The organism is Microcoleus sp. N9_A1 (genome assembly GCF_036701795.1).
GTDB lineage: Bacteria > Cyanobacteriota > Cyanobacteriia > Cyanobacteriales > Microcoleaceae > Microcoleus.
Genome location: NZ_JAUBRI010000048.1, coordinates 21897 through 44088, shown reverse-complemented (window position 1 = coordinate 44088; position 22192 = coordinate 21897). Strand labels below are relative to the sequence as shown.

The following is a 22192-nucleotide window of genomic DNA, read 5'->3' as shown; positions in this document are numbered from 1 at the left end:
ACATCAGAAACCGAGTTAAGAGAGAAATAAGGCGATCGCACAGCCACTTCTCAAAAGCAAATGCAAAAAATAAATTCCCCGCCGCAACGAAGGCAGAAGCCTCGCCTTTTAGCCTTATTCGCTGTCACATTAGCAGCCATCTTGCTGTTATTTATTCTGCCCGCACTGAGTAAGCAGCCAGTAACCCTCACCATGTTAATGCAAGGTCAAGACCTTGTTAATTGGAAACCCTTTGTCAAAGAATTTGAACAGAAAAACCCCGACATTCGCATCAACCTAATAGAAGGGCCTTTTGACAGCAACCTCATAGAAAATCTTTACACATCTGCCTTTCTTTTAGGCGAATCGCCCTACGACATCATCAACATGGATATTGTCTGGGTTCCCAAATTTGCAGCCGCAGGTTGGGTAAGCGATTTGACAGACAGAATTTCCCCCGAACAACTATCAAAATTCATCCAAGGTAACGTCGAAGGCGGGCGGTATCGGGGCAAAATTTACCGAATTCCCCACGCTTCCGATGCCGGAATGCTTTATTACCGCAAAGACATTTTAGAACAAGCGAAAATTCCCGCGCCGAAAACCTTTGAAGAGATGGTAAAAATCTCTCAAAACTTGCAGAAACAGGGAAAAGCAACTTGGGGTTATCTGTGGCAAGGCAAACAATACGAGGGAGTCTCTGCGATGTTTGTCGAGGTACTCTCCGGTTTTGGCGGCTTCTGGGCAAACCCTCAAACTTTTGAAGTTGGGTTAGATAAACCAGAAGCAATTAAAGCAGTGGAATTTCTCAAAAATACGATCGCCTCTGGCATTTCTCCTCCGGGTGTCACCACCTACGGCGAAGAAGAAACCAGGCTGTTGTTTCAAAACGGCAAAGCACTGTTTTTGCGAAACTGGCCCTATGTTTGGAAGCTGGCAAATGCCGAAGAATCGAATGTTAGAGGCAAAATTGCGATCGAGCCAATGCTCAGCAGTACGGGTAAAACAGGCGGTTCCTGCTTGGGCGGCTGGGGCTGGGGAATTGCCAAAACTTCAAAACATCCAGAACAAGCGTGGAAAGCAATTCAGTACCTTACCAGCGAGGAAACCCAACGCAAATTTATTTTACAAACCGGTTTAGTTCCCAGTTACAAATCCCTATTTACCAACAAAGAAATAGTCGCCAAATATCCCCACTACCCGCAACTGCTAAAAGTAGTGGAACGGTCAGCTTTGCGCCCGCCCCTGGCACAATACGCTCAAGCTTCTGATATTTTGCAACGTTATTTGAGTTCAGCTTTTACCGGTAGAATGAGTGCAGAACAAGCAATGAAAGCAGCAGCTAGCGAAACTCGCAATTTATTAGGCAGTTTGAAACAACCCCAAGCTTCTTGAACAGTTGACAGTTGACAGTTGACAGTTGACAGTTGACAACCGTAGGGTGCGTCGCAATTCAAAATCCATCAATAAAAATCGATAATCAAGCGAGCGACGCACCCTACTAAAGCCGTAGGGTGCGTCGCAATTCAAAATCCATCAATAAAAATCGATAATCGAGCGAGCGACGCACCCTACGAATGATGTTGTAAGAGTTGTGAAAATTAGCCTTACTACGACGAACCATAAATTAGAGATAAATTAGGGCTAAAAAATATGCAATTAGACAAGATGCGACAGCGCGAACAAAAAACCGGGTGGATATTAGTAGCACCAGCTTTGATAATTCTGATGCTAGTATTTGCTTACCCAATATTGCGCGCTTTTTGGCTGAGTTTATTCACCCAAAACCTCGGTACAGAATTAAAACTGGTTTTTTCCGGTTTTGCTAACTACAGTCGAATGTTAGGCGACGGGCGTTTCTGGCAAACTTTAGGCAACACCACAGTATTTACTGTCGCCTCTGTTGTGCTGGAATTAATTCTCGGTATGGGCATTGCCTTAGTCTTAAATCAATCCTTCGCAGGGCGCGGCATCGTGCGGACAATTTCCCTGCTACCTTGGGCGCTGCCGACTGCATTGATGGGAGTAGCTTGGGCGTGGATTTTTAACGACCAATACGGCGTAATTAACGACATTTTGATGCGATTAGGATTGATTCAAAATAGCATTAGCTGGCTGGGAGATCCGACTTTGGCAATGATGGCAGTGATTACAGCGGATGTGTGGAAAACGACGCCCTTTGTCAGCTTGCTTTTGCTAGCGGGATTGCAATCAATTCCCGGTGATTTGTACGAAGCCCACGCCATTGACGGCGCGAGTAGCTGGCAGAGTTTCCGTCAAGTTACCTTGCCCCTGCTGATGCCCCAAATTGTGATTGCTTTGCTGTTTCGATTTGCCCAAGCTTTCGGCATTTTTGACTTGATTCAGGTGATGACGGGAGGGGGGCCGGCGGGGGCAACGGAGACGGTTTCTATCTACATTTACAGCACGGTAATGAGGTATTTAGACTTTGGCTACGGGGCGGCTTTGGTGGTGTGTACTTTTTTGCTGTTAGTTGCTGCAGTGGCGATCGCCGCTTACCTATTATCCAGAGCCCGTGCCAGTCAATTTTAGATTTGTCGCCCGCACACCCCAAAAAAATCAATCTCAATGCCGAATAGCCGATCGCTTTCCTTTCATTGGTACAAAAAATTATGTCGATCGCCCGCGAACAATCTAACAAAAAAACCTTTGACATCCGGCAACTAATCTTGCCAATCTCAGCGATATTAATCGTCGCATATTTCCTCGCACCCATTGTCTGGCAGGTACTGACATCTTTCAAAGTAAATGCAGATATTTCAGCAATTCCCAACGTCTACATACCCAAACAAATCACCTTCGAGCATTACATCTCCTTGTTCCAGCGCCGCCCGTTTGCACTTTACATTTTAAATAGCGCTTTTGTTTCCATTACTTCCACATTTCTGTGTTTAGCTGTAGGCGCGCCCGCAGCTTACGCTTTGGCTAGGTTGCGGCTGTGGGGCGAGAGAATCATTTTGGCAATTGTAACAATTGTGACGCTATTTCCGGCGGTGCTGCTATTCTTGGGTTTGTTAGAAATAGTCAAAGCTTTGAGTTTAGGAAATAATTATTTAGCCTTAATTATTCCTTACACAGCTATCAACTTGCCCTTGACAATTTTGGTAATGCGGAGTTTCTTTCAACAACTGCCAAAAGATTTAGAAGATGCGGCAAAAGTTGACGGCTACAACACTTTTCAAATGCTGTGGCAAATCGTGCTACCGATGACATTTCCCGCCTTAGTCACAACCGGAATCTTGACATTTATTTCAGCTTGGAACGAATTTATATTTGCCCTGACATTTATAACTCGCGAATCCATGAAAACAATCCCCGTTGCTACCGCTCAACTCAGCGGGGTGTCAGTCTTTGAAATTCCTTACGGCCCGATCGCCGCCGCCACCGTTTTAGGAACCTTACCCTTAGTTTTGCTGGTTTTGGTGTTCCAGCGGCGCATCGTTCAGGGTTTAACTGCGGGGGCGGTAAAAGGATAGTCAGTTGTCAGTTGGCAGTTGTCAGTTGGCAGTTGGCAGTTGTTAGTTGTTAGTTGGTAGTTGTTGGTTGTTAGTTATTAGTTATTAGTTGTTATTAGTCAACAGCCAACAGTCAACGGTCAACAGTCAGCAGTCAACACAACAGCTAACAGTCAACACAACAGCTAACAGTCAACAGTCAACAGTCAGCAGTCAGCAGTCAACAGTCAGCAGTCAGCAGTCAACAGTCAACAGTCAACAGTCAACAGTCAACACTTTAAAAATCATGGCAAAATTGCAACTAAAAAACCTCAATAAAACCTACAGCCCCAAAGTTGTACCGGTAAAAGACATTAGCTTAGAAGTCAGCGAAGGCGAATTTCTCACCTTGCTGGGGCCCTCCGGGTGCGGCAAATCTACCACGCTGCGGTTGATTGCAGGGTTGGAACAGCCGACGCGGGGCGAGATTAGAATTGGCGATCGCAATGTGACCAATCTCAGACCGGGCGATCGGGATATTGCAATGGTTTTTCAAAGTTACGCGCTGTATCCGCACATGACAGTATACGAGAATATGGCATCGAGTCTCAAACTTCGCAAAATCTCCTCCGGCGAAATCAACCGGTTAGTGACGGAAGTTGCAATATCCCTCGGATTGACGGAATTAATCGATCGCAAACCCGGTAAATTATCAGGCGGACAGCGGCAGAGAGTAGCCCTAGGACGCGCCTTAGTGCGCCAACCCGAAGTATTTTTGCTCGACGAACCCTTGAGCAATCTCGACGCATTATTGCGGGAAAAAGTGAGGGCAGAACTCAAACAATTATTTGCATCACAAAAAGCTCCTGTAGTGTACGTCACTCACGACCAAACCGAAGCAATGACGCTTTCTACAAAAGTCGCAGTTCTCAACAGCGGCAACGTGCAGCAGCTAGACCCGCCCCACTTAATTTATAACCGTCCGGCAAATCTATTTGTAGCGGGTTTTGTGGGCAGTCCGCAAATGAATTTGTTGGAGCTTAAATGCCAGAGAAATTCGGCGATGTTGGGCGATTTTAAAGTTCCTTTGCCAAATTGGCCTAGTGTGCCGCCAGAGATTGTCTTGGGAATTCGCCCGGAACACGTAAGCTTTGCAAGTGCAGAGACTGCCGAGATGCCGGCCGGTGAGGTAATTAAAGGTGAGGTTTATTTAGTGGAAAACTTGGGAATGCAAAACTTGGTTAGCGTCCGAGTTAAAGGTGTGGAGTCGGTAACAGTGCGACTTTTGGTGTCAAATGACCGCCAGTGGAATTCGGAAATTGTCGAGCTGGTTTTTCCGGCTCAGTTCCTGCACTGGTTTGATGTCAGAACGGGCGATCGCCTGCAGTGAGAAGTTGCACTGCACGGCATTATTTATTAACAGCCGTATGTCTCTGTGCTGAGAAACACATTTTCTGATTTTAAGCAAAATTATAACTTTAGTTAGAGGTAGAAGTATTTTGATACTGTTTAGATTGAGAAATGTTGAAACTTATCGAAAAAGAACTTAGGGAGTATTGCCAAGATGAATTTAATTTCCACTGCGATCGATCGCATCAGTTCCCTGTTTAAGGGCTTGCAGGTCAAACGTTTTTTGTCTGTAGTCCTAGTCGGTTTTGTGTTGCTGACGGCAAATGTTAATGCTGGAGATAATAGCAAAGCTTACGGCACGCAAGGTGGCTCAAAGGGCGATCTTAACAACCCCGAAAGACCTCAAACAACTCGGGAATGGAGACAAGAAGCTCGCGAAACTAAGGACGATCCGGGTGAGAGAGTTCAGAAGATCGGGCAAGAGGCAGGAGCTGCTGTGAAAGAATTTGGGGAAATGTACCAAGACACCGCTAAGAGAAGTATCCGCGAATTAAAGGATTAGGAATAGTTTTTTTGGTGGCAAGGGTCGAAAATCCCGTTCGTAATATAGTGCAATCCTAAATCATTCATGCAGATATGTAGGGGCGGTGTCCCCGTGCCCGCCCTCCGAGAGATTGGGCAACCACGGGGGATTGCCCCTACAAGAACTATGCAAATGATTTAGGATCGCTATAGTGCAAGATGTGCATTTAACCTCACATCTCGCACTATATTTTTAGCTAAATTTAAGTTTTAAATTATTTTAAACGATGTAAGATACAAACTTTATTGGTATTGACAGTTTTGGTGCGTGTATGTTTGCCAGTAGTTTAAGCAACGAGGCGTTAAAAATAATATATGAACAAACATCTTCACAGTCTTGGTTTGACCTGTATGCTCTTGGTTGTGCCTGTGTTTTCGGCGACAATGGCCCGCGCTAAACTGCCAGAAACTTCCGATCCTAACAGCAAACAAATTTCCTCAAAGATGAACTGTGTTTTGGTTTAACTAAACGGGGAGGCGAGATTGTTTCTGAATCAGAATGGCAGGAGTTTGTCAAGACAGTTATTACCCCTCGTTTTCGGGAAGGACTAACTGTATTAGACGGCTTATGGCAGTTTTTTAACAATTCGGGAATTCTGATTATAGAAAAATCAAACATAGTGATTTTAATTTATAAAAATAGCCCGGAAAAAACTAAATCTATTCATAAAATTATCGGCAGCTACAAGCGCAGTTTTCAGCAGGAGTCAGTGCTGCGGACAACCAGCAAAGTTAAGATTTCTTTCTGATGCGATCGGGCAATTAGCGTATTTATGATATTATTTATGGTGAGCGAGGTCATATCCTCAAAGATCAGTAGGGTGCGGGTGCAAGAAAAATCAAAGTTTGTGGGTATCGATCGCACATTGCCTGCCCTTCGCTAGAAAAACCAGCCCCGGAGAAAACAAAAATATGACGGACGACGGCAACCCAAAAGCACCAGCGCCCGAAAGCGAGGATTCAAAAAGTTTTGCCGGCATTGCCAAAGCTTTTATTGTGAGCGTAGCTTGGTCTTACGCAGAGGCTTTGGAGCGAACTAAACGCTCGAAAAATCAACAGGAACCAGCGCAGCAATCTCATACAGAATCTGAGACAGAACAAGTCGATCGCGCTCCTGAACGCAATTAATCAAATAGCATTAATAGCAGAAGGACAAAATTCTCTGGTGGCGCTCCTGAACGCAACAGTCAGTAAGCTGTTCTGGGTTGAGAACGATCGACTCAGAACAGCGAGCTGTGCCGCTACAGCCTTGTTTGTATTGGATTTTACAAAAAAAAACTGACAGCCCGTAACCATTCAACAAACTCAGGACAAGCTTTAATCTAGAGATGAGAACCGCGTTGCAGGTTTGAAGCTCCACCTAATATCTATATCTAAAAGAAATTAAAACTAAACAATTTACGCTTTTACCGCTAGAGTGTACAAAAGAATAACCAATTTTTAGATCGGTCTCATGTCTAATTCAAAAATGATTGGCAAAGCGATCGCAAGTGGCATTTGCTTCGGCATCCTCGCCAGCTTCAACGCTTCACCGGGCCCGGCATCCGCAGCAGAACCAACAATTCCCGAAGCAGCCGCCCCGGCCACTAGCAACATCGACAAGCAACTCCTAGGTCAATGGCAAGGCACAGTCCCATCCGGTCAGTCTTTCACCTTCGTCTTTGCCCCAGAAGGCAAATTGTTTCTCATGGCTAAAGGCCCCGACGGAGCAGCCCGCGCCAAAGAAATGAGGTACAAAGTTAATCTCGGTCAACAACCAATGCACCTTGATGTCGGCCTCAGCAGCACAGAAACCGTTGAAACTGTTTTTGAGTTGACTCCCGAAGGTCAAATGCGCCTTCAGTTGCAAGGCACCAATCCCGGACAGGCGAGACCTAATTCCTTAAACGAGCAAGCAACCGTGTTTAAAAAGGTCTCCGAGGCCACTGCACTGCCTGCTGACACTCAAGTCATAGGTTTTTGAGAAAATTCCTCTCTGTCAGAAGGCGCTTAAGTAGTTCCGACTTGTCAGTTTTGAGTTCGATCGCAGTTTTCCATTCTATGAAATATAGTAGGGACACAGCACTGCCCTGTCCCTCCTACCCAAGCATCTATATTTCACTCATCAGCGCGAAAATCGCCATTAGTTAAAAAATTTCTAATTTAAAAATTCAGACTTTCCCCCCGCCTTCTGCCTTGAGCGAGCCCTGCTACAATCCACTTAATCTGTATTTAACTTTTGCCGTAGATATCCATGAGTGAAACCGTCCTCGAAGTTCGCAACCTGCGGGTTGAATTTCCATCTGCGGACGCAGGTGATGCGTCTGCAACAGTCAAAGCTGTTGACGGCGTTTCGTTTGAGGTCAAGCGAGGGCAAACTCTGGGCATCGTGGGAGAATCGGGGTCGGGAAAATCGGTAACATCCCTGGCCGTGATGAATTTGCTGTCGAGTTCGTCAACGAAGATAGAAGGCGAAATTTGGTTTTCTCCCACCAAAGACGGCGCTAGCCACGGGCCCGTGAATCTGTTGGCCATGCCGGACAGGGAAAAACAAACCTACCGGGGCAGCCAGATTGCGACGATTTTTCAAGAGCCGATGAGTTCGCTAAATCCTGTTTATACGATCGGATTTCAACTCACAGAAGCCATTTGTCTGCACCAAAAAGTATCGCAGACACAAGCGCGGCGCAAAGCTGCTTCGCTGCTGCAAGAGGTGAAGCTGCTACCGGGCGACGAAGAACTCCGGCAAACGTGTTTGGCCCGGCAGCAAGAAGCTGTTCGGGAGGCCGATCGCGATTTGATGCAGCTCATCAACGGCCAAAAACAAGCTATGCTCGATCGCTACCCCCACGAACTCTCCGGCGGTCAAATCCAGCGCGTGATGATTGCAATGGCCATTTCTTGCAATCCGACATTATTAATTGCTGACGAACCGACAACGGCTTTAGACGTAACCGTCCAAGCCACAATCTTAGCTTTGCTGCGCGAGTTGCGGGACTCTAGAGGCATGGCAATGATTTTTATTACCCACGATTTGAGCGTCATTGCTGAAATTGCCGATACGGTGGCGGTGATGTACCGAGGCAAGATTGTTGAGTGCGCTGCGATCGAACAAATTTTCAGCACTCCCCAACATCCTTACACAAAAGGTCTGTTAGCTTGCCGCCCAACTCTCGATCGGCAAATGCGCCGCTTGCCGACGGTTTCCGATTTTATGGATGTCACCACAAATGCCAGCGGCGAATTGGTAATTGTCGAGAAAAATATCGATTTAGACGGCGACAGCAGCGGCGGACTTTCCGCTTTTGTCGCCGGAAAACCGCCCCGGCTGCCGAATATTTCCCAGCCTTTGCTAGCTGTTAATAACTTGCGAGTAGGTTTTCCCATGCAGGGAATGTTTGGCGAAACTAAACGTTTGTTTATGGCGGTAAACGATATTTCTTTTGAGGTTTACCCCGGGGAAACTTTGGGTTTGGTGGGCGAATCCGGCTGCGGGAAATCAACTTTAGCGAGAGCTTTGCTGCAATTAATTCCGATCGCCAGCGGTCAAGTATTTTTTGAAGGTCAAGAAATTACTCCTCCTGCGAAAAGTAGTTCGGGATTGCAGTGGATGGCTAATTATCGAATCAAAAAAGAGTACGATCGCAAATTGCGGTGGCTACGACGCGACTTGCAAATTATCTTTCAAGACCCTTTTAGTTCTCTCGATCCGCGCCTGAGTGTTGGGGATGCGGTGATGGAACCGATGGTGATTCACCGCTTTGGCAAGAACCAGAAAGAACAGCGCGATCGCGCGGCTTATTTGTTGGATAGAGTGGGTTTGAATCCCGATATTATGCGGCGCTACCCCCACGAGTTTTCTGGCGGACAGCGGCAGCGAATTTGTATTGCTAGAGCTTTGGCTTTGAATCCAAAGTTTATTATTTGCGATGAGTCGGTTTCTGCCTTAGATGTGTCGGTACAGGCGCAAGTTTTAAATTTGCTCAAGGAGTTGCAAACAGAGTTTGGACTGACTTATATTTTTATTTCTCACGATTTGAGTGTGGTTAAGTTTATGAGCGATCGGGCGATCGTCATGAACAAAGGTAAAATCGAGGAAATTGGCACAGCCGATCGCATTTACCGCCAACCGCAACAAGCTTACACCAAGCAACTTATAGCTGCTATTCCGGCGGGCAATTTGGAACGCATTCGCCAACAGCAATTAGGTCGCAAAGCAGCAGACAAGAGTGCCTAAATCTTCGATCGCGAGGCTGACTGCAGATTAAGACCCATTTACACTGATGGACGCAGATTATTTCAATATCTGTCCGCGATTGGCAATTTTATCGGGAATTGCTCGCCCGCGTACCTCGATAAGATTTGGTTCGCACGCGCGAACCCTTTTTGTTTTGGCAATCGGCCGGACATGATATCATTTAACAATGCGCTTCTAATTTACTGTAGATAATTAATTTTTGTGTCGGGACTAGCTAGATTAGGCCAAATGTCCAATGACTGACAGCAATGTTTAGTGCATTATAAGAAATAAACCCTCTAAGCCTGTTGAAAAAAAATCATAAAATAGGTGCGTTAGCTATCAAAAATCACTGCTAATTGCGTAAATATACTTAATTCGCTTGTGGGAATGCTGAGATTTAGGTAGGACTTACAATGCTAAAACTCGCAAATTTAAAATATTTTACACTATTTAAACATTTTTATTGTAAGTTTTCAACAGCCAATATTCCTCTTGATTTTGGAGTGAACAAATGACAGATTCAGTTCATATCAGAAAAAGAAATAATAAATTGTTGCACTTTCTGCCAATGCGGTTGAGAGAAATCACGGCTGCAGAAGTCAACAGAAAACAAAAGACTAAATCCAGAATGCTGTATAAAAAAAACATCAACTTAGAGACGATCGCCCGCAGCAGCCAATTCTCAGTTTTGATAGTCGTACTGCTGCTACTAAACGGGTGGCTGGTAGCAAGCGGTGCCTATGGTTTGTACGATCGCCCGATCGCCCTGGCATTTTTGGTAATAGCAAATATTGTCCTGCTGGCAGCAGCAGCGGGATGGAACAACTCTGCTGCTAAGAAAAACGATCGCCAATCGGGCAAAACTGACGAGGGCGATCGCTTTTTTAGTCTCTCGCCAGATATGTTGTGCGTCATTGGTTTTGACGGTTATTTCAAACGCATCAACCCAGCAGCCGAAAAAATCCTCGGCTATTCCCCAGCCGAAATGGTTGGCCAACTCTTCATTGAATTCGTGCATCCAGACGATCGCGAAACTACTTTAAAACAAGCTGAAAGCATTGCTACGGGAAACAATACCGTTGGGTTTGAAAACCGCTGGCGGTGTCAAAATGGGTCTTACAAGTGGATAGCCTGGAATGCTAGCCCTTTCTGCGAGGAAGAATTGATGTATGCGATCGGTCGCGACGTTACCGATCGCAAACAAGCCCAAGAGTCTCTCCAACACAGCAATTCTATCTTGCGTTCCGTGATAGAAAGCACGCCGGATCTGATTTTTGTCAAGGATCTTGAAGGCCGGTACGCGATCGCAAATTCTGCAGTAGCTCAATTTTCTGGAAAACCGATCGAGGCCATTATAGGCAAAGACGATTCAGCATTATTTCCCGGTGAAATACCCGCTCAAGTTATCGAAGGAGACCGCAGAGTGACTGCTACGGGAGAATGTTTTACTTATGAAGAAGATATACCAAAAAACGGAGTTGTGCGAACGTTTCTCACAGCGAAATACCCTTGGCGTGACTCGGAAGGAAAATTTATCGGCGTTGTGGGCATATCTCGCGACATCAGCGATCGCAAAGAAATAGAAGCCGCGCTACTAGAAAAAAACATCCTCTTGGAAAGCGTCATCGAAAGTACAGGTGACAGCATTTTTGTCAAAGATATTCATGGCCGCCACCTATTGGTAAATTCTCAGGCTGCAGCCATTATTGGCTTGCCAAAATCGGAAATTATTGGCAAAAAAGATGCAGAATTATTTCCGCCGGAGATTGCAGATATGCTGGTGGAAAATGACCGCCGGGTGTGGCAATCTGGGATTGAGGAAACGATCGAGGAAGCAGGAAAAGATAGCGAGGGTAACATCCGAACATTTCTCTCTACCAAAAGTCCTTTGCGCGATCGAGCCGCAAACATCATCGGTGTAGTCGGAGTTGCTCGCAATATTAGCGATCGCAAACAAGCAGAAAAAGCCTTGGAAGAAAGCGAGGAACGCTATCGCTGCTTAATTACAGCCACATCCCAAATTGTTTGGGATACTAAAGCAGCAGGCGAATTTGTCACCGAACAAACAGGATGGAGTGCATTCACCGGAGCGACTTACGACGAAATCAAAGGATGGGGGTGGCTCAATCATGTCCATCCAGACGACAGAGAATATACTGCCAGGATGTGGTCTGATGCACTTGCCAACAGCACCTTATACCAAATAGAACACCGCTTGCTGCGGCACGACGGCGAGTACAGGTACATGAGCGTGCGCGGTGTGCCCCTATTGAACGCAGACGGCAGCGTTCGCCAGTGGGTGGGAATACACTCGGATATTACAGAGAGCAAAATCATAGAACAAGAAATACAGCAGCAAAAAGAATTTTTGGGCAGCATTTATGACGGCGTAGACTACAGCATTTTCGTAATAGATATCGGCGCAGATGGAGAGTTTCGCTACGCCGGCTGGAACCTAGCAGCCGAATTACTCGGCGGCATCAGCAGCGAATTCGGCCGCGGCAAAACTCCCCAAGAGCTTTTCGATCCAATTACCGCAGGAATGTTCCAGCAGAATTTCATCGAGTGTCTGGAAAAAGGCAGCTCGATTTCCCGCGAATATCCCGTTATTTTTGACGGTAAAGAAGTCTGGTTTATAACAACTATGACTCCCCTGCGGAATGCTTCGGGCAAAATTTATCGCATTGTCGGCAGTTCAAGCGACATTACAGAACGCAAAAAAGCCGAAATCCAATTGCGCGAACAAGAAGAATTTTTAAACAGCATCTATAACGGCTCTAATCAACCTATTTTCGTAATAGATGTCGGCGCAGAAAGAGAGTTTAGCTACGCTGGCTGGAATGCTGCTGCAGAAGCGTCTACAGGTATTTTGAGTGCCGATTTCAAAGGCAAAACCCCAGAAGAAATTTTTCCCCCGCCAATAGCAGCAATTTTTCGACAAAGTTACGTAGATTGTTTGACAGCCGGCAGCTCGATTGCTTACGAAACCAGCGCCGAGTTGGAAGGCGCAGAACGTTGGTATATCGTCACTCTGACACCTCTGCGCGATGCCTCTGACAACATCTACCGCATAATTGGTAATTCGATCGATATTACGGATCGCAAACAAGCAGAAGCAGCCCTCCAAGAGAGTCAGCATTTTGTCGAGCGCATTGCTAATGCAACTCCAAATATTCTCTATGTTTACGATGATATCGAGCATCGAAATGTCTACAGCAACCGCGAACTCGCTGAAACTCTAGGCTATAGCCTCGAAGAAGTTGCCACAATGGGCAGCAGTCTGTTGCCGACCATTATCCACCCTGAAGATTTAGCTCAATTTCCCGAATCTTTGCAGCAATTAAAAAATTCTCCCGACGACGAGGTTGTTGAATACGAATATCGGGTGCGCGACAAACAAAATAATTGGCACTGGTTCGTCAGCCGCGAAATTGTATTTAGCAGAACTGCAGAGGGAAAAATCAAGCAGCGTCTCGGTGCTGCTACGGATGTTACAGAGCGCAAAAAAGCAGAACAAAGTTTAGCAGAACAATTGAAAATTTCTTTATTCACAGCAGATATTGGAATTGCTCTAACTAAAAACCAGAGTTTACCTGCCACTTTGCAACAATGCACCGATGCAGTTGTGCGCCATTTGGATGCTGCGTTTGCTCGGATTTGGACGCTGAACGAACAGGGAAATGTCTTGGAATTGCAAGCAAGTGGGGGGATCTATACTCATATTGACGGCGCTCACAGCCGCATTGCTGTCGGCCAGTTCAAGATTGGTTTAATCGCCCGATCGCGAAAACCTCACATCACTAATTTTGTGGAAACAGATCCCCTAGTCAGTGACAAAGAATGGGCGAAACGAGAAGGAATGGTAGCTTTTGCTGGATATCCGCTAATTGTTGACAATCAGTTGCTGGGAGTAATCGTGATGTTTGCTCGCCATGAGTTGCAGGAATCAATACTAATTGCTTTAGCATCAAGTGTTGATTCGATCGCCTTGGGAATCAAGCGCAAACAAACAGAAATGGCTCTCGCCGCCCAAAAGCAAACTATGAGGACAATTATTGATAACGCTCCGATCTGGGTGTGGATGGCAAATCCTAGCGGGCGGATGTTATTAGTTAACAAAACTTTCTGCGAAGATGTCGCTGTATCCGAAGATCAATTTTTGGCAGCTTCTCACTATTCCGAAGTTTTGGGATTAGAAGCATCTGCTAACTGCATGGCATCTGACGCGCAAGCGTGGAGCCAAGAGACTCCCTGTTATTCTGAAGAATTGCTCCAGTTGGCTGACGGCGAGTATCACCAGGTGGAGACAATTAAAACTCAAATCAAAGATGATTGTGGCAGGGCGATCGGCTTAATTGGTTTAGGTTTGGACGTTACAAAACAAAAAGAATCTCAAAGACAGTTGCAAGAGTCGGAAGCGAGATTCCGCAAATTAGCGGAGCAGGAAGCGCTGCTGAACCAACTAGCTAGCAATATCCGCAAATCGTTGAATTTAGATACTATTTTGGCGACAACTGTGGAGCAGATTCGCGACTTGCTGCAACTCGATCGCTGTCTGTTTATTTGGTATTTGCCTGACGCATTGCCGCCAGTTTGGGCTGTGCAGTACGAGGCGAAAAATGCCAGCTTACCTTCGGTGTTGGGTTTATTTCCTATTGGTGCAACTGGTTCTCATGCCGAGCGAATTGCCAATTTAGAAATAATTCGGATCGATGATTTTGAGACTGTTACCGATCCAGTCGAGCGGGAGTTTTTCAGTTATATAGGATTCCACTCTCTGCTGAACATTCCGGTTCAAACATCTGCTGGTAAAATCGGGCTGATTTGCTGTAGTGCTTCTAGCAGTGTGCGGTGTTGGAGCGATGAGGAAGTGGAACTGTTAGTGGCGGTGGGCAATCAATTGGCGATCGCCATTAATCAAGCGGAACTTTACACTCAAAGCGTCGATTCAGCGCGGATCGCGCAAGAACAAACTGCCCAACTCGAAGCAACTCTGTGCGAACTCCAGCAAGCTCAAACTCAACTCGTCCAAGCCGAAAAAATGTCCAGTCTCGGTCAGATGGTAGCAGGAATTGCCCACGAAATCAATAACCCAGTCAGCTTTATTTTCGGCAACCTAACCTACACTGAAGAATACACCGGAAACCTGATGAAACTGCTGCAAATGTATCGAGATGAACACCTAAAACCTTCTGAACATCTTCAGGAAGAAATAGAGCGGTTAGAGCTGGATTTCTTGCTCGACGATTTGCCAAAAATGCTATCTTCGATGCAGGTAGGAGCAACTCGCATCCGGGATATCGTGCGGAGTTTGCGGAATTTCTCTCGCCTCGATGAATCTGACATGAAAAATGTTAACATTCACGAAGGCATCGACAGCACATTAATGATTTTAGAACACCGTCTGAAAGCTCAGCCCGTTAGCGTAGCGGGTACGGAGTACCATCGCCCAGCCATTCAGCTCGTTAAAGAATACGGAGAATTGCCGCTAGTGGAGTGCTACGCCGGACTGTTGAATCAGGTGTTTATGAATATTATCGCTAACGCGATCGACGCTTTACAATATTCGCCTGAAAATCCGGGAAGTATCCGCATTCGTACAGAGGTAGAAGGTACTTGCGTTGCGATTAGAATTGCTGACAACGGTTCAGGCATCGCCGAGCAAATCAAGCAGCGGATATTCGACCCTTTCTATACTACAAAACCGATCGGTTCCGGTACGGGAATGGGTTTAGCAATTTCCCATTCAATTATTGTCGAAAAACACAAAGGTAAAATCAACTGTTTTTCGGCGGTCGGGAAAGGTACTGAATTTGCGATCGAGATTCCGATTAAAAGAATAGAAAATTAAATAGGTTTGTAGTGAGGACTTTAGTCCTCAGAGTTTGATATAATATTAAAAATCTAAAATTTAAAATCTAAAATGGCATTACCTCCAGGCAGTTTAGGTTTACCGCTAATTGGCGATACCCTCAACTTTTTGAAAGATTCTCAGTTTGCCAAAAAACGCCACCAACAGTACGGGCCAATTTTCAAAACCAGCATCTTCGGACAGCCTACGGTGTTTGTGTGCGGCCAAGAGGCGAATTTGTTTGTTTTAAGCAATGAAAACCAGTATTTTGTTGTGAGTTGGCCTCCTAGCACCAAAGCGCTGTTAGGGCCGCTTTCCTTGGCGCTGCAAACGGGTTCGGAACACCAAAATCGACGCAAGCTGCTATATCAAGCATTTCAACCGCGAGCTCTGGCGGGCTACATCGGCGGGATGGAAGATATCACGGGGCGCTACTTGCAAAGGTGGACTCAAATGAGCGAGTTTGCGTGGTATCCCGAACTGAGAAATTATACTTTTGATGTTGCAAGTAAGCTGTTAGTTGGAATTGACAATGGTTCGGATACTGCGCTAGGACATTATTTTGAGATCTTCTCGGATGGTTTATTTTCTATTCCTTTGGATTTGCCTTTTACTCGGTTTGGCAAAGCTAAAAATGGCAGAAAGTTGCTGTTAGCTGAACTAGAAAATATTATTCGTGACAGACAGCAAGGAACCCCCGGCGGTAATGATGCTTTGGGTTTGCTAATTAGCGCTCGCGATGATGAGGGCATTTCTCTGAGTTTGGAGGAGTTGAAGGATCAAGTGCTGTTGCTGTTGTTTGCGGGACACGAAACTCTGACTTCGGCGATCGCCTCTTTTTGTCTTCTCGTGGCTCAAAACCCCGATGTAATGGCAAAAATTCGCGCCGAACAACAGCAGTTTCCTGCAACTGAACCGCTAACTCTGGAACAGCTCAAACAAATGACTTATTTAGAGCAGGTGATGCGAGAAGTGCTGCGGTTGGTGCCGCCGGTGGGAGGCGGTTTTCGGCAGGTAATTAAGGCTTGCGAGTTCGGCGGCTACGAAATTCCCAAGGGTTGGAGCGTTTTGTATGAAATTAATCAGACGCATCAGGATAGCGCAGTTTATCCCGAACCCGATCGCTTTGATCCCGATCGATTTAGCTTGGATCGATCGACAAATGCGAAACCTTTTAGTTACGTGCCCTTTGGCGGCGGTTTGCGGGAATGTTTGGGAAAAGAGTTCGCCCGCTTGGAAATGAAATTGTTTGCGGCGAGGATGGTTCGGGAGTGCGAATGGGAGCTTTTACTGGATCAAGATTTGAATTTAATCCGAGTACCGACTCCGCACCCGCGCGACGGTTTGCGAGTGAAATTTTGGCAAACAACTATGAATCTGAAGGATTAAACCACAGAGGACGCAGAGAACGCAGAGGAAGAGAACAGAGAGGTCGATAATTCCGATATTTGATCTAACAGGGTTCTCGAAGAGCGATCGCATTTTATGAATCAACATCCAAGTGCATCGGCCCCAAATACTTAGTTAAATAAGGTGAAAACACCTCATAAATCAGAGTCAGCGGCTTCCCGTGATGCCAAAACAAATAGTGTCGCCCCCAAAAAGGCCCCGATTGTTCAAAAGCAGACTCCAAAATCGCCGAATCACCGAGATAAATGCCTTGCACGTCGCGATACAATTCCGTCCGCAGCCGCGCTAAACTAGCCCAAATTGGCAAAGATTTATTTTGCAAATATTCATCTACGTGACTCGCTTCCCACCAAGAAGTCGCGTAGGCGAGGCGCTGTCCCGAAGCTGTCCGCAGCCACACTTGGCGGCGCAGGCGGGGCCCTGGAACGGCGACAATTTGCTGGGGTGCGCCGTCTGCGTCCTCACCCACTAAGGACATATCGATCACGTCTACTTCTGTGGGTTCCCCTGTCAGCAGTTGCAGGTGACGGGTGGGGGAACCGTCGCCCAGGAGCAGTATTTGCCATGCCGGCGCTAGCTTAGTGTGGGGTAAACCCCTCTGTACAGCGTCTTCTGCTCCTTCCCACAGGGGGTTGAGAGCGTGCCAGGTTTGGTTGTTTTTGAATGTGAATGTTGCAGTCAAGGGTGTTTACAAAACTTAATTTTTTGTTTATTATAGCGCTTCTGCAATTATCCAATCAAAGTCAAAAGTCAAAAATCTACTGGCGATCGCCCATAGAATGTCCAGTCAAATAGTTATAATAAAATTCGCGATCGTACTCCGACTCTCATAACCGGGTTTGGGACGAAAAAAACGCTTTTTAGCTACCCGTGCACAATTCCTAAATACTTTTATTCGACTGATTTTATTCAATTTTTCAACTGACAATTGACAACTAAGATGGCGGGCACGGGGGCACCGCCCCTACCAACTGACAACTAAGAGGGCCCGCACGCACCATCCACCGCCCCAACTGACAACTGACAACTGACTACTATATGTTACGAATAACCGAAATCAAACTTCCCTTAGATCATCCTGAAAGTGCGATCGCCAGCGCCATACTCAAAAAGCTGCAAATCCCCCCCGAAGAATTGCTAAGCTATACCATCTTCAAGCGCAGCTACGATGCTCGCAAAAAAGCAGAAATCGTCCTTGTTTATATTGTGGATGTGGAAACGACACAGGAAAAACAACATCTGCAACGCCTCAAAAAAGACCCTCATGTCACGGTAACACCAGACATGAATTATCGCTATGTAGCGCAAGCCCCCAGCAATTTGACGATTCGGCCCATTGTGATTGGTACGGGGCCCTGCGGTATCTTTGCAGGGCTGATGCTGGCACAAATGGGATTTCGCCCGATCCTTTTAGAACGCGGCAAAGCAGTGCGCGATCGCACAGTTGACACCTTTGGATTTTGGAAGAAAAAAACCGAATTCAACCCAGAATCTAACGCTCAGTTTGGCGAAGGCGGTGCAGGTACTTTTTCCGACGGTAAACTCTACAGCCAAATTAAAGATACCCAGCATTACGGGCGCAAGGTGCTGACGGAACTTGTGAATGCGGGAGCTTCACCGGAAATCTTATATATTAATAAGCCGCATATTGGCACTTTTAAACTGGTAGGAATTGTCCAAAGTATGCGGGCAAAAATTGAATCGTTAGGCGGAGAAATTCGTTTTCAAACTCGTGTAGAAGATATCCATATCGAAAATGGCAAAGTGCAGGGAATTACCACAGCCAGCGGAGAATATATTGCGAGTAATTATATAGTATTGGCGGTGGGACACAGCGCCCGCGATACTTTTGAAATGTTGTTTTCGCGCGGTGTTTACATCGAGGCTAAACCTTTTTCTATTGGTTTTCGGGTGGAACATCCGCAGCAGTTAATCGATCGCTGTCGTTTTGGCGATCGCGCGGCCCACAAACTTTTGGGTGCCGCCGATTACAAACTGGTGCACCATTGCCAAAATGGCCGTTCTGTTTACAGTTTCTGTATGTGTCCCGGTGGTTTGGTAGTGGCTGCTGCGTCGGAACCGGGGCGACTTGTGACTAACGGGATGAGTCAATATTCTCGCAATGAACGCAATGCTAACAGCGGGATTGTAGTAGGTATCACGCCGGAGGATTATCCCGGTCATCCCTTAGCAGGAATTGAGTTTCAGCGTCGCCTAGAAGAACGGGCATTTGAGTTAGGAGGTGGCACTTATAACGCCCCTGGGCAGCTTGTGGGTGATTTTTTGGCAAATCGCCCTTCCACGGCGCTAGGCAGTGTGCAGCCTTCTTATACGCCGGGAGTTGTGATGACTGATTTGAGCGAAAGTTTGCCAGATTATGCGATCGCAGCCATCCGCGAAGCGCTTCCGGCTTTTGACAAACAGATCAAAGGATTTGCGATGGATGATGCGGTTTTAACTGGGGTGGAAACGCGCACTTCTTCGCCGATTCGGATTAAACGCAGGGAAGATTATCAGAGTTTGAATACAGAAGGCCTTTATCCTGCTGGGGAAGGTGCGGGATATGCGGGTGGAATCCTGTCGGCGGGGATTGATGGGATTAAGGTGGCGGAGGCGGTTGCTTTGAGTATTTTGCGATCTTCAAATCACAAAGTTTGAGGCTGGATTTGAGGATTTTTAGATGATTTGAGGATAGCCGTCAACCGTCAACCGTCAACTGTCAACTCTTTTCAAACAGTAGCTAAGCGCGATCGAATTTCCGTATCCGTATATTCCGGCGTCCAGCCTTCTGTGGTGGTAAAATAGCGCACAGCTTTAATTTTCCGGGCCGCAGTCAAATAAAACCAGTGTTCTGTATTCGCCGGTACATTGATAAATTCTTCTGGCTGCACCGTGAGTTCCACTTGGCTACCGTCGGGCCGCACGAAGCCAAAAATGCCCTCGCCTGCTACGATATAACGCACTTCATCGTCAGCGTGGATGTGGCACTTATTGAATTTCGACAGCACGGTGTCGATGTTGGGAATGTCTGGGTGCAGTACGATTAAGTCGCGCTCTTGATAGCCTGCGGTTTCCGACAACTGTTGAAAGTAGCCGTCGAGGGCTTGCAGGATTTGCTCTTTTTGATTGTCGTCAAGAGCATCTTTCGCTAGCAATTCCAGAATTTCAGCGCTGTCACCCACGGGCCAGCGGTTGAGTTGAATGTTTAAAGGCGCGAGTTCGCGCGCAATATCGCTTAATTGAGTGTAGGTTGTACCGTTTTCGAGTTGCAGGATAGCCATTATTTCACGTTTTTATTTTTGATTCACAGACGGCGAAAGATATTGGTCGATCGCCCTTGTAGCAGAAAAACAATTTTAACGCTATTTTTAGGATTTGTGGGTGTTCGCAAGTTTGGTCGATCGACTCAACACAATTTTCCAATTAATTTGTCAGTATTTAATCAGAACCCAAAAAAGTCAGGTGTCCGTCTGTACCGCCAGCGGTTCAGTATACTGATTTTATTCATGTAATTTTTGCAACAACCATGCCTACTTATACTGGAATTTCTAGCGAAGCATTTCAGCATCCCCTCGATCGCCAAGCCGAAGAAGCGTTACGCAGCGTACCGGGATTTGACTTAATTGCCAGCAAATTTGTAGAATTTATCTACGAACGACCGCAATTCGTTTACTTAATGGGAAATAGCATTCAGGTCGGGCCGCGCCAGTATGCCAGCATTTATCACATATTTCGGGAGTGCGTGCAGGATTTAGATGTTTTTCCAGAACCGGGTTTGTTTGTGTCTCAAAATCCCGCAGTTAACAGCTACGCCCTAGGAAAAAACCAGCCTTACATAGTGTTAAATACGGGTCTTTTAGACTTATTGGACGAGGCAGAAATCAAGGCAGTGCTAGCTCACGAGTTGGGACACATAAAATGCGGCCATCCAATTTTAAATCAAATGGCGATGTGGGCGATGAGCGTCGCCTCGACCATTGGCGAGATGACTTTCGGGCTGGGAAATATGGTCGGAAGCGGTTTAATTTACGCTTTTTATGAGTGGCGGCGCAAGGCGGAATTATCCGCAGATCGGGCGGCTTTGTTAGTAACTGATGATTTGAATAGCGTGATGAAGACGATGATGAAACTTGCGGGAGTTAGCAGTAAATATGCTGACCAATGCAGTTTGCAAGAATTTATCCGCCAGTCTGATAACTATCAAGAGCTCGATCGAGACAATCTCAATCAAGTGTATAAATTTTTACTTTACAACGGCGGCCAGGGCGTGATGCTGAGTCACCCTTTCCCGGTGGAACGCCTGCGGTATTTGCGAGACTGGGCAAGTTCCGAGGAATACCGCCAAATTAAGCTGGGGAACTACAAGCGGGCGGTATCCGAGGGTGCGGTTGATGTCAAGTCCCAAACGCCTAACAGCGAGACGGAGGCTTTGCGCCGTCAGATTGAAGAATTGCAGCGGGAGATCGATCGGCAAAAATCAAAGCGAAACTAAGTTTCAATTCCTCGTCCCCAGGCTCTCTCTGCCTGGGGAACCAGTTACTCTTGTGGGGTGGGCATCCTGCCCGTCTCAAAATCGAGATTATTTTCGAGATTTAGCGGATCTGTGGCAAAAAGGAAGGTAAAAGGAAGGTAAACCAGTGAGAGACTTACTCGGAACTGGCCTCCAATCTAAAAACTGTCCCCTCCTTTCGGAAATCTGTTTCCGACGAAGTGTAGTTTAAATCAAGAGAAGCTTATAACTCAACCGGGCTAAAAAAAAATGATTATTGATAAACCAATGAATACTAACAAGTCAACTTCTAATTTTTTCGGCAACGTGGGAAAAGTTGCGATCGCCATGATTCTTCTGGCTGGCGGCATGGCATTTACAAATCCTGGGAGAGATCAATACCTAACTTATGCTTCCGGCGTACTCCAAAACGAGTTGGAAAGCACTGTGTGCAAAGATTCTCGCGTGCCGAAAGCTTTGGGCGGCATTACAGATACTTTGATCGGCAGTTGCAAGAATTTGCTGACTTCGCAGCGGGGCACGATCGAAAGCTTGCTCGACAATACAACGCAGCGTCAAAATTTAGGTGTGGTCAGTATTTACACAACTGAACTGGGCAAAAAAAGCTATCAAACGGTTGGAGCTTTTGGTAATTTTGTGACGCTGCCACCTAGTTCAGAAAATGCTCAAAAGTAGAGTCAAATTAAGTTCAATTGTCGAAACCGGGTTTTGTCAAAAGCCCGGTTTTTGCTTAGGTAATTCTCTCTCAGGAAATCTCAATAAATTCGGAGATCGGTAGCACATATTTTTAATCATGGCCCCTATTAGAGACAAATTATTAAGTTTTCTTAAAGAAC

General features: G+C 46.2%; 16 protein-coding genes. 14 read left to right on the top strand and 2 right to left on the bottom strand.

Annotation, left to right across the window (positions count from 1 at the left end):
- Positions 1-60 precede the first annotated feature (60 nt).
- The 11 genes from QUA58_RS20860 (at position 61) to QUA58_RS20810 (ending at position 16825) form a co-directional block, all read left to right on the top strand.
- Entirely contained in the window at positions 61-1374 is a 1314-nt protein-coding gene (locus tag QUA58_RS20860; protein WP_333395705.1) for an ABC transporter substrate-binding protein, read from the top strand.
- Positions 1375-1632: 258 nt separating this feature from the next.
- The gene (locus tag QUA58_RS20855) at positions 1633-2532 is read left to right on the top strand and encodes a sugar ABC transporter permease (RefSeq protein ID WP_333395703.1); all 900 of its coding nucleotides are present in this window, start codon (positions 1633-1635) and stop codon (positions 2530-2532) included.
- 80 nt (positions 2533-2612) lie between these two features.
- Entirely contained in the window at positions 2613-3476 is an 864-nt protein-coding gene (locus QUA58_RS20850) for a carbohydrate ABC transporter permease (protein ID WP_333395730.1), read from the top strand.
- Positions 3477-3741: 265 nt separating this feature from the next.
- On the top strand, positions 3742-4824 hold the full coding sequence (locus QUA58_RS20845) for an ABC transporter ATP-binding protein (RefSeq protein WP_333395728.1): 1083 nt from the start codon (positions 3742-3744) through the stop codon (positions 4822-4824).
- A gap of 174 nt (positions 4825-4998) precedes the next feature.
- Positions 4999-5346 carry a hypothetical protein gene (locus tag QUA58_RS20840; RefSeq protein WP_333395700.1) on the top strand — a complete coding sequence of 116 codons (348 nt, stop codon included), beginning with the start codon at positions 4999-5001 and terminating at the stop codon, positions 5344-5346.
- 469 nt (positions 5347-5815) lie between these two features.
- A complete protein-coding gene (locus QUA58_RS20835; protein WP_333395726.1) occupies positions 5816-6115 on the top strand; it encodes a DUF3574 domain-containing protein in 300 nt (99 codons plus the stop codon).
- A gap of 163 nt (positions 6116-6278) precedes the next feature.
- Positions 6279-6494: a hypothetical protein gene (locus QUA58_RS20830; protein WP_333395697.1), complete on the top strand. Its 216-nt coding sequence runs from the start codon at positions 6279-6281 to the stop codon at positions 6492-6494.
- A 325-nt stretch (positions 6495-6819) separates the two neighbouring features.
- Positions 6820-7329, top strand: a complete 510-nt coding sequence (locus tag QUA58_RS20825; protein ID WP_333395694.1) for a hypothetical protein — start codon at positions 6820-6822, stop codon at positions 7327-7329.
- A 270-nt stretch (positions 7330-7599) separates the two neighbouring features.
- Positions 7600-9582, top strand: coding sequence for an ABC transporter ATP-binding protein (locus tag QUA58_RS20820; RefSeq protein WP_333395692.1), 1983 nt, complete (start codon positions 7600-7602; stop codon positions 9580-9582).
- A 514-nt stretch (positions 9583-10096) separates the two neighbouring features.
- On the top strand, positions 10097-15436 hold the full coding sequence (locus QUA58_RS20815; RefSeq protein WP_333395690.1) for a PAS domain S-box protein: 5340 nt from the start codon (positions 10097-10099) through the stop codon (positions 15434-15436).
- A gap of 72 nt (positions 15437-15508) precedes the next feature.
- Positions 15509-16825: a cytochrome P450 gene (locus QUA58_RS20810; RefSeq protein WP_333395689.1), complete on the top strand. Its 1317-nt coding sequence runs from the start codon at positions 15509-15511 to the stop codon at positions 16823-16825.
- A 94-nt stretch (positions 16826-16919) separates the two neighbouring features.
- Here the strand turns inward: QUA58_RS20810 and QUA58_RS20805 are convergent, their stop codons facing one another.
- On the bottom strand, positions 16920-17528 hold the full coding sequence (locus tag QUA58_RS20805) for a chorismate lyase (RefSeq protein ID WP_333395686.1): 609 nt from the start codon (positions 17526-17528) through the stop codon (positions 16920-16922).
- A gap of 356 nt (positions 17529-17884) precedes the next feature.
- Here QUA58_RS20805 and QUA58_RS20800 point away from each other — a divergent pair, with 356 nt between their 5' ends.
- On the top strand, positions 17885-19504 hold the full coding sequence (locus QUA58_RS20800; RefSeq protein ID WP_333395683.1) for an NAD(P)/FAD-dependent oxidoreductase: 1620 nt from the start codon (positions 17885-17887) through the stop codon (positions 19502-19504).
- Positions 19505-19575: 71 nt separating this feature from the next.
- Here the strand turns inward: QUA58_RS20800 and QUA58_RS20795 are convergent, their stop codons facing one another.
- Positions 19576-20127, bottom strand: a complete 552-nt coding sequence (locus QUA58_RS20795) for an acireductone dioxygenase (RefSeq protein WP_333395681.1) — start codon at positions 20125-20127, stop codon at positions 19576-19578.
- A gap of 245 nt (positions 20128-20372) precedes the next feature.
- On the opposite strand from QUA58_RS20795, the gene QUA58_RS20790 reads away from it, so the two are divergent.
- Both QUA58_RS20790 and QUA58_RS20785 read left to right on the top strand, forming a co-directional pair.
- A complete protein-coding gene (locus QUA58_RS20790) occupies positions 20373-21338 on the top strand; it encodes a M48 family metallopeptidase (protein WP_333395680.1) in 966 nt (321 codons plus the stop codon).
- A 285-nt stretch (positions 21339-21623) separates the two neighbouring features.
- Entirely contained in the window at positions 21624-22031 is a 408-nt protein-coding gene (locus QUA58_RS20785; protein WP_333395678.1) for a DUF4359 domain-containing protein, read from the top strand.
- The last annotated feature ends 161 nt before the right edge of the window (positions 22032-22192 follow it).

What these genes read in the sequence shown, in the direction of transcription:
- QUA58_RS20820 (WP_333395692.1), top strand. Translation starts at nt 7,600, where the DNA reads ATGAGTGAAACCGTCCTCGAAGTTCGCAACCTGCGGGTTGAATTTCCA.
- QUA58_RS20810 (WP_333395689.1), top strand. Translation starts at nt 15,509, where the DNA reads ATGGCATTACCTCCAGGCAGTTTAGGTTTACCGCTAATTGGCGATACC.
- QUA58_RS20815 (WP_333395690.1), top strand. Translation starts at nt 10,097, where the DNA reads ATGACAGATTCAGTTCATATCAGAAAAAGAAATAATAAATTGTTGCAC.
- QUA58_RS20785 (WP_333395678.1), top strand. Translation starts at nt 21,624, where the DNA reads ATGAATACTAACAAGTCAACTTCTAATTTTTTCGGCAACGTGGGAAAA.
- QUA58_RS20850 (WP_333395730.1), top strand. Translation starts at nt 2,613, where the DNA reads ATGTCGATCGCCCGCGAACAATCTAACAAAAAAACCTTTGACATCCGG.
- QUA58_RS20800 (WP_333395683.1), top strand. Translation starts at nt 17,885, where the DNA reads ATGTTACGAATAACCGAAATCAAACTTCCCTTAGATCATCCTGAAAGT.
- QUA58_RS20855 (WP_333395703.1), top strand. Translation starts at nt 1,633, where the DNA reads ATGCAATTAGACAAGATGCGACAGCGCGAACAAAAAACCGGGTGGATA.
- QUA58_RS20860 (WP_333395705.1), top strand. Translation starts at nt 61, where the DNA reads ATGCAAAAAATAAATTCCCCGCCGCAACGAAGGCAGAAGCCTCGCCTT.
- QUA58_RS20790 (WP_333395680.1), top strand. Translation starts at nt 20,373, where the DNA reads ATGCCTACTTATACTGGAATTTCTAGCGAAGCATTTCAGCATCCCCTC.
- QUA58_RS20795 (WP_333395681.1), bottom strand. Translation starts at nt 20,127, where the DNA reads ATGGCTATCCTGCAACTCGAAAACGGTACAACCTACACTCAATTAAGC.
- QUA58_RS20845 (WP_333395728.1), top strand. Translation starts at nt 3,742, where the DNA reads ATGGCAAAATTGCAACTAAAAAACCTCAATAAAACCTACAGCCCCAAA.
- QUA58_RS20840 (WP_333395700.1), top strand. Translation starts at nt 4,999, where the DNA reads ATGAATTTAATTTCCACTGCGATCGATCGCATCAGTTCCCTGTTTAAG.
- QUA58_RS20825 (WP_333395694.1), top strand. Translation starts at nt 6,820, where the DNA reads ATGTCTAATTCAAAAATGATTGGCAAAGCGATCGCAAGTGGCATTTGC.
- QUA58_RS20830 (WP_333395697.1), top strand. Translation starts at nt 6,279, where the DNA reads ATGACGGACGACGGCAACCCAAAAGCACCAGCGCCCGAAAGCGAGGAT.